15 protein-coding genes are annotated in these 10,752 nt (G+C 68.1%); 6 read left to right on the forward strand and 9 right to left on the reverse strand.

The window, feature by feature from the left end:
* Positions 1 to 71: 71 nt before the first annotated feature.
* From QFZ47_RS28560 to QFZ47_RS28580, 5 genes are all read right to left on the reverse strand, one after another.
* Entirely contained in the window at positions 72 to 671 is a 600-nt protein-coding gene (locus QFZ47_RS28560) for a hemerythrin domain-containing protein (protein ID WP_307658825.1), read from the reverse strand.
* 144 nt (positions 672 to 815) lie between these two features.
* Complete coding sequence (locus QFZ47_RS28565) at positions 816 to 1,310, reverse strand: hemerythrin domain-containing protein (RefSeq protein ID WP_307658826.1); 495 nt, start codon at positions 1,308 to 1,310, stop codon at positions 816 to 818.
* Positions 1,311 to 1,405: 95 nt separating this feature from the next.
* Complete coding sequence (locus QFZ47_RS28570) at positions 1,406 to 1,888, reverse strand: hypothetical protein (protein WP_307658827.1); 483 nt, start codon at positions 1,886 to 1,888, stop codon at positions 1,406 to 1,408.
* Positions 1,889 to 1,908: 20 nt separating this feature from the next.
* Positions 1,909 to 2,688 carry an alpha/beta hydrolase family protein gene (locus QFZ47_RS28575; RefSeq protein WP_307658828.1) on the reverse strand — a complete coding sequence of 260 codons (780 nt, stop codon included), beginning with the start codon at positions 2,686 to 2,688 and terminating at the stop codon, positions 1,909 to 1,911.
* Complete coding sequence (locus QFZ47_RS28580; RefSeq protein ID WP_307658829.1) at positions 2,669 to 3,841, reverse strand: DUF3182 family protein; 1,173 nt, start codon at positions 3,839 to 3,841, stop codon at positions 2,669 to 2,671. The genes QFZ47_RS28575 and QFZ47_RS28580 overlap by 20 nt, the downstream gene beginning before the upstream one ends.
* A 380-nt stretch (positions 3,842 to 4,221) precedes the next feature.
* On the opposite strand from QFZ47_RS28580, the gene QFZ47_RS28585 reads away from it, so the two are divergent.
* The 3 genes from QFZ47_RS28585 (at position 4,222) to QFZ47_RS28595 (ending at position 5,558) form a co-directional block, all read left to right on the forward strand.
* Positions 4,222 to 4,422, forward strand: coding sequence for a hypothetical protein (locus QFZ47_RS28585; RefSeq protein WP_307658830.1), 201 nt, complete (start codon positions 4,222 to 4,224; stop codon positions 4,420 to 4,422).
* Between the two features lie 122 nt (positions 4,423 to 4,544).
* Positions 4,545 to 5,147: a cysteine hydrolase family protein gene (locus QFZ47_RS28590; protein WP_307658831.1), complete on the forward strand. Its 603-nt coding sequence runs from the start codon at positions 4,545 to 4,547 to the stop codon at positions 5,145 to 5,147.
* Between the two features lie 18 nt (positions 5,148 to 5,165).
* Positions 5,166 to 5,558: a VOC family protein gene (locus tag QFZ47_RS28595; protein WP_307658832.1), complete on the forward strand. Its 393-nt coding sequence runs from the start codon at positions 5,166 to 5,168 to the stop codon at positions 5,556 to 5,558.
* A 26-nt stretch (positions 5,559 to 5,584) separates the two neighbouring features.
* Here QFZ47_RS28595 and QFZ47_RS28600 read toward each other — a convergent pair whose 3' ends face one another.
* Together QFZ47_RS28600 and QFZ47_RS28605 are read right to left on the reverse strand one after the other, a co-directional pair.
* On the reverse strand, positions 5,585 to 6,058 hold the full coding sequence (locus tag QFZ47_RS28600) for a CBS domain-containing protein (protein WP_307658833.1): 474 nt from the start codon (positions 6,056 to 6,058) through the stop codon (positions 5,585 to 5,587).
* 24 nt (positions 6,059 to 6,082) lie between these two features.
* Entirely contained in the window at positions 6,083 to 6,397 is a 315-nt protein-coding gene (locus QFZ47_RS28605) for a plasmid stabilization protein (protein WP_307658834.1), read from the reverse strand.
* Between the two features lie 255 nt (positions 6,398 to 6,652).
* On the opposite strand from QFZ47_RS28605, the gene QFZ47_RS28610 reads away from it, so the two are divergent.
* Entirely contained in the window at positions 6,653 to 8,434 is a 1,782-nt protein-coding gene (locus tag QFZ47_RS28610) for a thiamine pyrophosphate-requiring protein (RefSeq protein WP_307658835.1), read from the forward strand.
* Between the two features lie 12 nt (positions 8,435 to 8,446).
* Here the strand turns inward: QFZ47_RS28610 and QFZ47_RS28615 are convergent, their stop codons facing one another.
* A complete protein-coding gene (locus tag QFZ47_RS28615; RefSeq protein WP_307658836.1) occupies positions 8,447 to 8,884 on the reverse strand; it encodes a hypothetical protein in 438 nt (145 codons plus the stop codon).
* Positions 8,885 to 9,127: 243 nt separating this feature from the next.
* Here QFZ47_RS28615 and QFZ47_RS28620 point away from each other — a divergent pair, with 243 nt between their 5' ends.
* Entirely contained in the window at positions 9,128 to 9,559 is a 432-nt protein-coding gene (locus QFZ47_RS28620; RefSeq protein WP_307658837.1) for a hypothetical protein, read from the forward strand.
* A gap of 34 nt (positions 9,560 to 9,593) precedes the next feature.
* Entirely contained in the window at positions 9,594 to 9,857 is a 264-nt protein-coding gene (locus QFZ47_RS28625) for a hypothetical protein (RefSeq protein WP_307658838.1), read from the forward strand.
* Between the two features lie 12 nt (positions 9,858 to 9,869).
* On the opposite strand, the gene QFZ47_RS28630 is transcribed toward QFZ47_RS28625, so the two are convergent.
* The gene (locus tag QFZ47_RS28630; RefSeq protein WP_307658839.1) at positions 9,870 to 10,733 is read right to left on the reverse strand and encodes a c-type cytochrome; all 864 of its coding nucleotides are present in this window, start codon (positions 10,731 to 10,733) and stop codon (positions 9,870 to 9,872) included.
* Positions 10,734 to 10,752: the final 19 nt, after the last annotated feature.

Below are 10,752 nucleotides of genomic sequence, written 5' to 3' on the forward strand. Positions count from 1 at the left end.
AAAAGGGGGAACGGCGGCGCGGTTCAGCGCGGTGCTTGCTCGCGCGCCACCTTGCACTCGGGCACTCGTGTTCAGGCGCGCGCGTGGTGCCGGCGCAGATGGCCGGAACGCCGCGCGAGCAGCAGCCCGGCCGCGGCCAGCCCGACCACGGCAATGGCGGCCGTGTTGCCGGATGCTGCGCGGCCCATGTCGAGCGCGATCTCGCCGGTGCGCGGCCCGGCCAGCTGCAGCCGGCGCTTGGTCATCTGCGCACCCAGTTCGCCGAGCCGGTCGGCCAGCAGCTTCTCGGCCGCGGGCAGGAGAATGGTTTCCTCGTCGGCCACGTGGTGCATCACGTCGCGCATCAGCGCCGACAGGGTGTCGTCGTAGTCGCGCGCTTCCGGCTCCATGGCGCGCAGCAGGCCGATGAGGCGGCGCATCTCGGAATGCTCCTCGAGCGCCTTGGTGATGCGTTCGTCGTCCTCGCAGACTTTGCGCATCTCGGGATAGAAGATTTCTTCCTCGAGCTGCGCATGGATCTCGAGCGTGGTGCAGATGGTGTTGGCCAGCCCCTTCTTCACGCGGGCCGGCGCGCTGGCCTTGTACTGGTGGAAGGTGGAAAGCACGTGCGTGTGGTCCAGGCGAATCATGTGGGTCGCCGTGGGAAAGAGCCGGGAGACGATGTTTGTCATGGTGATCTCTAGAATAAGACGCCCCCGAAGCGCCTTCGGCGCCTCCCCCCACTGGGGGGCGCACCCGGTGGCCCGGCGGAGCCGGTTCCACGGGTGCGCTGGACTGGGCCGTCGCTGGCTTGGTGCGTCGCGGGTTGTGTGCAGTCAGGCGGCTGCGGTGAGCTCTTCCATGAGCTCTTCCTTGCGCGCGGCGAGCTGTTCGCGCATGGCGACCAGGTCGAGCCCCCGGGCCGCGCGTGCCTTGACGAAGATCTCGTTGCGCTCTTCCTTCACGTGGTGGTCGATGTATTCGCCCAGCACGATCACCTTGGCGTCGAACTTGTCGTCCACCTCGGTGGCGGCTTCGATCTGCGCGATCAGTTCCTTGGCGCTGGCGTGCTCGACCTCGGCTTCGTCGAGAAGATCGGTTTCGCTGATGGCCTCGCGCACGGCCGGGTAGAAGATTTCTTCCTCGATCTGGGCATGGACGGTCAGCTCGGTACAGATCTGTTTGGCGAGCTCGCGCTTCTTCTGCTGCGCACCGGCGGCGCGCGAATGGGTCAGTTCCTCGTACTCCTTGAACATCTTCTTGACGTTGCGGTGATCCGAATCGAGAAGGCTGCATGCATCGGGTGCTGCGCGCTTGGTGGAGTTGGGCATCGTGGGCTCCGGTGTGGTTGATGGAAGCCGAACGATGAAAGGGCTGCCGGCGCCGCGGCGTAGGAAAGCTCCCTGTGTGCGCGTAGCACAGCGCACTACTCGCGTGCGCCCCGGCGCTGGGCCAGCAGGCATCCGGCCGCCAGCCCCACGGCAAAGAGGCCGTAGACCAGGCCCATCGAGCGTTTGGACAGATGGTGCTCGAAGCCCGGCGTGAGCCGGCGCGGGGTGATGGTGTAGTCCACCGCACAGGCCAGCGCGGTCGCGGCGCCGGCGCTAGTGAGCGCTGCGGGAGCCGACTGCGCGGGATGCCGGCTGGCGTGCAGCCAGGCATAGATCAGCGCCCAGAAGATGGCGCTCGCATGGTGCGTGGCATAGCCCAGCCCGGTGTGCTTCAGCGTGGGCCGGTACACCTCGAAAGCCTGGTCGCCCCAGAGCCAGTGGCTGGTGGCATTGGTCGGTGCCACCATGCTGCCGGCCTCGCGGCGGCCGCACAGCATCAGCCCGGCGGTGGAGGCGATGCTTGCGAGGGTTCCGGCGATCAGGCCGATTCGCAGCGTGGACAGTTGTCTTTCGGTCATGGTCTTCATAAGGAACCTGTCTATGCGGGACTCACCGAGACGGGCCGCGTCATGGTGCCGGTCGCCCGGGCACCCAGTGTCATTTCCGTCATCCAGGAGACGAGGAGTTGTCCATAGGCCTGGCGGTGCGCCTGCTTCGACAAGGCATGGTCGGCACCGGAAATGACCCGGTAGGTCGCGGAGCGCACGCGCTTGAAGGCGCCCAGGTAGTTCTCGATGACCGGGTGCGGCACGATCTGGTCGTGCTCCGACTCCACGATCAGCACATCGCCCGTGAATGCCTCGCAGGCCGCGAGCGCCCGGTTGTCGCGCGGGCCGACCAGCGTGCGGCGGTAGGCCACGAGATCGGGCCTGCTCAGCTGGCCCTTGGGCGCGAGCCACTCGCGGTCGCGGTAGAGCGCCGGAGCCCGCAGCGCGAGCCAGCGCACCGGCCGCATGGTGCTGACCATCGCCGCCAGGTAGCCGCCGTAGCTGCTGCCGACGATGGCGATGGCCTGCGGGTCGACGGTCGGGTGGCTGATGAGCGTGTCGTAGGCGGCGAGCACGTCGCGCAGGTTGTCCTCGCGCGTGACCTCCTGGCGCAGCGAGGCATGGCGCGCATGGCCGCGCAGGTCGAAGGTGAGGCAGACGCAGCCGAGCGCGGCAATCTCGTGCGCACGCGCGATGTACTGCTCCTGGCTGCCATCCCAGCCATGGACCAGGAGAACGCCGGGCACCATCGTGGAGGCGGCGACCAGCGTTCCGGCAATGTGCTGGCCGTCTACGGATATGTCTATGAAGTTATGTCGTGTCGCTGTCATAGGGCTGGAACAATGCGTATTTGGCGAGCGGTCCGATCTGCGAGTCGACGCCGCGGTAGTGCACCGTTGCGTCGGCCGGGATCGCCACCGTCTCACCATACGCCTCGAAGCAGGAGATGCGCACGCGCTCGAGCGCGGGATCGCGCCAGAAGCATTCGAGCGCGACCATTTCGGCCCCGGTGGCGCCGCCGACGCGCCACGACTGCTCGAGCACGCCCGAGCGCCAGGCGCCGTCCGCGCCCAGGCCCTGCGCCACGTCGTAATTCACGCGGGAGGCAAAGAAACCCGGGTAGCAGGCGATCACCGCATGGTGGTAGCGCCGCGCCTGGTCGATGGCCAGGCAAAGCGCCGGCGGCGGGCTGGTCATGGCAAGCAGCGCATCGAAGTTGCCGCGCACGAGCGTCAGGTCGGAGCCGCCGTAGACGTTCTGGCCGGCGTTGTCGCGCGTCATCCGCTGGCGGCCGTAGTAGCTCACGATCATCTGGTCGACCAGCACCTGCCCGACGCTGTAGGTCTCCGGGCTCGCGAGGTTCTCTTCCAGCACCACGCCATGGAGCGCGATCTCGCTTTCGTCCATGGCCGCGAGGCAGTGGTCCAGGGCAACGGCATCGGTGGCCATGGCCTGGCCCCGGCCGCCCGTGGCGCACACCGGCTTGACGCGCACCGCGCCGCTTTCCAGCAGATGGCGCCCGGCCCATCGCGCGTCTTCGAGAGAAAACGCGGAAAAGCCGCCGAGCACCGCATGCGACACGGTGCTGGCAAAGGCCGGCTCCCACCCCTCGGGGCAGGCGGCCGCCCTGCCCGCCAGCGGGTGCGTGATGGCCTTGGTGGCGACGAAGGGATGCGGAACCACGCCGCCGAACAGGTCGTGCAGCGTCGAGATGCCGAGCGAGCGCGCAAGCTGCGTACTGGAGATGGTGTCGCTCGGCACGAAGTACAGCGGCGTGTTCTCGTGCGCGCGCGAGGCGTCGTATTCGCCTGCGAAGCGGAACTGCTTCAGCGCCGCGAGCCGCTGCGCGAAATTGCTGCGCGTGGCCCGTTCGTGATCGCTGCCGTAGGCCTGCGGATCCGCGCTCCAGACCACGACGCTGCCGCCGGTGCTCTTGAGGACCGTGTCCACGAGGGCCATTCCCGAGCCGAAAAGGGTGTCCATGGCATGCGCCCCGGTGCTAGCGGCGCCCCTCCAGGCCGATGCCGGAGGAAGCGCCGGTGACGATGGCGAAAGACCGTGTGAAAGCGGGATTGTTCATCGGGAGAACTCCTTGTGAACGGTTGGCTGGGTGCACGGGGGCTATCCGCGCATCTCGATGAGTCCGGTTCCTACAGAAGGCCTTCCCGCATGCGCCTAGTTTTTTGGCTTCTTTGCAGCAGGCTTGCAGCAGGCGTTGTCCTCGCGCCGATGGTCGGACAGCTTTCGGCCGCGCGGGGCGGGATAACGCGCGTCGTTCTGAAAGAGGCCTCCTACGCGGTGCCCCCAAAACCATCCATCCCCTCGCGGGCGCATACTCGGTTGCGTCACAACCAAGGACGACCATGCCCGCTCCCTCGACCCCGGAGTCCCGCGCGCTCGCCAAGCTGGCCTGGGAGGCATCCTGGGAACGGCTGGGCAATGCACTGCAGCCGCCGGCCGGCTACCCACCGGCCACGCCGCAGCAGCTGGCCGAGTGCTTCGAGGTCGCGCAGGCACGGCTCGACGAGATGCGCGCGGCGTACGGCGTGCCGAACGCCGAGTAAGCGGCCCGGCGCTGGCCGACGTGCGCGGCGGCCGCTTTCGCCGCCATCATGCGCGGCTTTCCTACGGCCGCGGCGGCGGGCATTGGGAATGGTGGAGCTTCCGCTCACAGAAATCCCGGTTCATGGCGCCTTCCCGTTCCCGGCCCCCCGCCCTCGCACCCGTTCCCGCCGCCGGCCACACGGCCCTCCTGATCATCGACATGATCAGCTGCTGGGACTTTCCCGATGCCGAAAAGCTGTTGCCCGGCGCGCACGCCATTGCCGGGCGCATTGCGGCGCTGAAGGCGCGCTGCACGCGCGCCGGGGTACCTGCCATCTACGTCAACGACAACCGCGGACGCTGGCGCTCGGACTTTCCCAGGCTGGTGGAACTGTCGCTGGCCGCGGGCGGCGCGGGCGCCGAGATCACCTCGGCGCTCCTGCCCGAGGAAACGGACTACTTCGTGCTCAAGCCCAAGCAGTCCGCCTTCTTTGCGACGCCGCTCGAATTGCTGCTCGCCTACCTGAAGGCCAGGCGGCTGATCGTGACCGGCGTGGCGAGCGACCAGTGCATCTGGGCCACCGCGGCCGACGCGGGCATGCGCGACCTCGAGGCCATTGTTCCGCGCGACTGCGTCGCATCGCAGACGACCGCACGCAACCAGCGCTTCCTGCGCCAGGCGGAGGAAGCGCTGCGGGTCTCCACCACGCCCGGGCCGCGCATCCGCCTGCCTGCGAAGCACTGACCCCGCTGGAGGACAACCATGTATGCGCACATCCAGATCGGCGTGCAAGACCTTCCCCGCATGGCCGCCTTCTACGACGAGGTGCTGCGCCACTTCGGCATGGTGCGCTTCACCGATCTCGCGCGCCTGGGGCCGGCGGGCGTGCTGTGGCGGCATCCGGGCGCGCGCTGGCCGCAGTTCGTGATCAATCATCCGGTCAACGGCGCCCCACCGAATACCGCCAATGGCTCGCAGGTGAGCTTTCTGGCTGCCTCGCGCGAGACCGTCGATGCCGCATGGAAAAGCGCCCTGGCCCATGGCGCCACGGACGTCGGCGCGCCCGGCCTGCGGCCGCGCTATGCCGAAGACTTCTATGCCGCCTACTGCCTGGACCCGGAAGGGCACAAGCTGTGCTTCGTGCACACGCCGTAAGCGAACGAAACCTGCACCGTCCCGGGCTACGAGGAGCCTCCGCCGCTGGGCCCGCTTGCAGCGGACTGCCCCGAGCGGTCGGGCTCGGCCGGCTGCGAGATGATGTTGAGCGTGTCGCCGGCCTTGCCGATGTCGCCCTTCGCGGCGGTGTCGCCCAGCGAGAGCATGCCCACCAGCCTGCGGCCGCGGTCCACCACCGGCATGCGCCGCACCTGGTAGCCGGCCATCTCATCCATCACGGTTTCGACGTTGTCGCTTTCGCTGCACCACTTGACGTCCTTCGACATCACCTCGGACAGCGCAGTGTCCAGCGGGCGCGTCTGCGCGACCACGCGAAGCACGATGTCGCGGTCGGTCACCATGCCCAGCAGCCGCTGGCCATCGCACACGGGAATGGCGCCGATGTCCAGCTCGTCCATGGCCTGGGCGGCCAGTGCCACCGTGTCGGACGGCGACAGGGTGCGCACGCCGCGGGTCATCAGTTCGGATACGCGTGTCATTGCATGTTCTCTTGGGTGATGGGTTCAACCGCTGCGCCGCTCGGCGTTGCGCTTGCGGGTGGCGGCGCCCTTCCTGGCCGATGCCGAGCGCTCGGCGGCCGTGCGGGATGCCGCCGCGGCACCGCCCTTGTGGCCGCCGGTGCGCGACGGCCCATGGTTCTCTGCCTTGCCGCGGCCGCTGCCCCTCTTCTTGCCGCCGCCGGTTTCGGCATTGACCGTGGCCCAGGCGCGCTTTTCGGCTTCGCCCTTGCCCACACCGCGGTGCTCATAGCCTTCCTCGATGTGCTCGGCCTTGCGTTTCTGCTTGTCCGTATAGGACGACTTGTCGCCTCTTGGCATTTGATCTCTCCTGGAGGGTGAAGAAGCGTTTCATGCTGCGCGTTTCGTGCCCGCCGCGGGTCGGAAGACACAGGGCTTGTGCGTGGGAGCAGTCTGGCCCCGCGCAGCGCAGCATGGCGGCGCGACGGCGGCTGTGGGATTGCGCCGACGGTGCCTGGGGCCGATTGCACGACACCCGCCTTCACCGCCGAAGGGGAAGCTGTCCGACTGCCAGATCAACGCCGGCGGCGTCCGGCAAATGGAATTGGAGCCCCGATGAAAAAGACAGTCAGCGATTTCGTGGTCCAGCGCCTGTACGACTGGGGCGTGCGGCGCGTCTACGGCTACCCCGGCGACGGCATCAACGGCCTGATGGGCGCGCTCGACAGGGCCAATGGCGCCATCGGGTTCATACAAAGCCGCCATGAGGAGCTTGCCGCCTTCATGGCCTGTGCGCACGCCAAGTTCTCCGGCGAGGTGGGCGTCTGCCTCGCCACTTCAGGCCCCGGAGCGATCCATCTGCTGAATGGCCTCTACGACGCGAAGCTCGACCGCCAGCCCGTGGTGGCGATCGTCGGCCAGCAGCAGCGCAGCGCGCTCGGAGGCGACTACCAGCAGGAGGTGGACCTGATCTCGCTGTTCAAGGACGTGGCGCACGAGTTCGTGCAGATGGCCACCAGCGCGGAGCAGGTGCGCCACCTGATCGATCGCGCGATGCGTATCGCGCGCGACCGCCGCGCCGTCACCTGCGTGATCATTCCCAACGATGTGCAGGAGCTGCCCGCGGTGCCGGTACCGCCGCGCGAGCACGGCACGGTGCACAGCGGCATCGGCCGCACGGCCAGCGCCGCGGTGCCGAATGCGGCGGCGCTGGGGCAGGCGGCAGACATCATCAATGCGGGCAGCAAGGTCGCCATCCTGGCCGGCGCGGGCGCCCTGCACGCCACCGACGAGCTGATCCACCTGGCCGAGCGGCTCGGGGCCGGCATTGCCAAGGCCCTGCTCGGCAAGGCGGCGGTGCCCGACGATCTTCCCTTCGTGACCGGCGCCATCGGCGTGCTCGGCACACGGCCAAGCTCGCGCATGATGGAGGACTGCGACACCCTGCTGATGGTGGGCTCGTCGTTCCCCTACGCCGAATTCCTGCCGCCCGAGGGGCAGGCCCGCTGCGTCCAGATCGACACCGACCCCCGCGCCGTCGGGCTGCGCTACCCCACGGAGCTGGGCCTGGTCGGCGACAGCCGCGCCACGCTCGCCGCCCTGCTGCCGCTGCTCGACCACAAGGAACACGGCCCCTGGCGCCACGGCATCGAGGCCGAAGTGGCGCGGTGGTGGCGCGTGCTCGAGGCGCGCGCCCACGTCGAGGCGTCGCCGGTCAATCCGCAGCGCGTGTTCTGGGAGCTGTCTTCGCGCCTGCCCGAAGAAACGGTGCTCACCTGCGACAGCGGTACGGCCGCCAACTGGTATGCCCGCGACATCAAACTGCGCCGCGGCATGAAGGCGAGCCTGTCCGGCGGCCTGGCCACCATGGGCCCGGCCCTTCCCTATGCGATTGCGGCCAAGCTGGTTCATCCCGACCGGCCGGTGGTCGCGATGCTCGGCGATGGCGCCATGCAGATGAACGGCCTGAATGCCCTCATCACTCTGGCGCGCATGTGGCGCGACTGGGCCGATCCGCGCCTCGTGGTCATGGTGCTCAACAACCGCGACCTCAACCTCGTGAGCTGGGAGCAGCGCGTGCTTGGCGGGGATCCGAAGTTCAATGCTTCGCAGGAGCTGCCCGACTTTCCGTATGCGCGCTTTGCCGAAATGCTCGGCCTCGCAGCCCTGCGCGTCGACGCACCCGAAGCCATCGGGCCGGCATGGGACGCCGCCTTTGCGGCCGACCGGCCGATGCTGCTGGAAATGGTCACCGACTCCGCCGTGCCGCCCCTTCCGCCCGACGTTTCGCTCGCCCAGGCCAAGGCGTATCTCTCGGCCCTCTGGCAGGGCGACCCCGAGGCGATGCGAACCATCAAGGCCACCATGCGGGAATACTGGGCCAGCGTGACGGCGTGAGCCTGTTGGCTGCTATTGCCCGGTCTTGACGACCGCCCTGGCCTTCGATTCTTCCTCGCTGGCGCGCGACAGGCAGGCGGCCTTGTCGCCGCCCTGCCGCTCGTTGCACTTCTCCCTGGCAATGTCGTAGTTCACCGCCACCCTCGTCTCGGCGAGCCTGCGGGCATTGGCGTCGCTGGGACTGCGCTGATGGTCGAGCTCGGCCAGCGCGATCTTCTGCCGCCCCTGGGCCTCCTTGATGCAGACCGCCCTGGCAGGCTCGACCTGCTTCTCGCACTGTTCCAGCGCGGCCTTCAGGTTGGCGCCGATCCGCTCCCGCGCGGCGCCGTATTCGACGATGGCCGGATCGATCTCGGCCGGAAGCGGCGGCGAGGTTTGCGCGCCCGCTGCAAGCACTGCCGCCCACAGCGCCGCGGAAGCGAACAACGTGTGAAGCATTTTTTCTTGCATGGCGATCTCCTTTCAGTCCGCTTCGGCCAGTGTGCGCGCCGCGCCTGCCGCGCCGGTAGGACGTGCGCCCACGCCGGCCGGGGGCGCTGCCGACGCACCGCCGCTCGCACGGGAAAGCGTCAGCATGTGCTTACGACCGCTTCGCAAGGCGTCCTACCGCTGCACCGCTGCCGACTTCTATATTGACTTCGGACGCCGGATTCCCCCCTGCAAGAAAAACCACCGGCGTCAAGGAGCCCAACCATGAAGAAACTGTTATTGATGTGCACCGCAGCTTCCTGCCTGGCAATGGTCCAGGTCCACGCGCAAGTGAACCCGCCTCCGTCGGCGGCCACCGATCCGGCCATGGCCGAATACAAGGCCGCGCGCGACAAGATCTCGGCCGACTACAAGGCCGACAAGGCGGCCTGCGATGCCATGAAGGACAACGCCAAGGACGTCTGCATGGAAGAAGCCAAGGGCAAGGAAAAGATTGCCAAGGCCGAACTCGAGCAGAAGCAGAAGCCCAGCGACAGCAATGCCCGCAAGGTCGCCGAAGCCAAGGTGGAAGTCGCCTACAGCATTGCCAAGGAAAAGTGCGACGACCAGAAGGGCGACGCCAAGAATGCCTGCGTGAAGGAAGCCAAGGCCACCGAGGCCAAGGGCAAGGCCGACATCAAGGCAATGAAGAAGTAATGGCGGACAACCCCGGCACCGGACCCGAGAAGCGGTGAAGCCCTTGCAGACGCTCGCCATTTCCGAAGCCCTGCGCGCCCATTTGTCGGCGGACAACCTCCTGGCCATCAATTCGCATGGGCAGGAGGTTCTTCATGGCCTCGACTTCGCCGAGTCGCAGCTTCTCGTGGACTGCAGCGAGCAGCAACCCACGGATCCTTCCATGCAGGAGCATTGCGCCAAGCTCGTCATCAAGCACGAGCGGGCCCGCCTGCGCATCGCCACGGTCGACGGCGAACGCACCGCAGCCAAATTCTAGAAGCGCTTCCGTTCATCGCAGCGCCGCAAGGTAGGCGGCGATGTCGCGCGCGTCCTGCTCGGCCACTCCCATTTCCGGCATGGCCGTGAGCGGATCGACCTCGTGCGTATGGCGCAGCCAGCGCACCATGTTGTCCGGCGTGTTGGCCAGCTTTCCCGCGATCAGCGAACGGCCGCCGATGCCCGCGAGCGGAGGCCCCACGTTCGGAGACGAGCCCGTGATGCCCGGAATCGTGTGGCAGGCGCTGCATGCGTACTGGGACAGCGCGCGCGCCCCGCGCTCCGCATCGCCCGCCTGGACCGGCGCCGCGCCGGCTGCCGGCCCGCATGCCGGCCGTGCCGGCACGCCCCGCGCCCCGGTGGCCTCCACGCGCGTCGCTTCCGCATATTGCTGCGGCGTGAGGTCGGGCAGGCGCGCCATGAACGCCACCACCGACCACAGGTCTTCCTCGGACAGCCTGAACTCCCAGGCCGGCATGCCGCTCATCCGGATGCCGTGCCTGGTCAGCCAGTAAAGTTCGCGCGGCTTCCAGTGGTGCCGCGCATCCACCAGCGGTCCGGGCAACGGCTGCATGCTCTTTCCGATGTCGCCCTGCGCAACGCCCGGCGCGCCATGGCATTGCACGCACTTGTCCCTGAAGCAGGCCGCACCGCGCATCACCAGCCGTTCGTCGTCGAGCTGCGGCGCCTCGATGCTGCGGGCACGCATCTTCACCGACTGGTGCATGGCGGTTTCCAGCAGCGTATAGACCGGCTGGAAATGCTGCTTCGTGGCCGCCACGTCGTAGAGGCCGCCATACACCACCAGCGCGCCCGCCGCCACGCCCGCGAGGCCGAGCGCAGCGAGAGTGAGCAGGACGATCTTGGGTGCACCCATCGGCGGCATTCAATTGGCG

This window comes from Variovorax paradoxus (assembly GCF_030815975.1).
GTDB classification, from domain to species: Bacteria; Pseudomonadota; Gammaproteobacteria; order Burkholderiales; family Burkholderiaceae_C; genus Variovorax; species Variovorax paradoxus_N.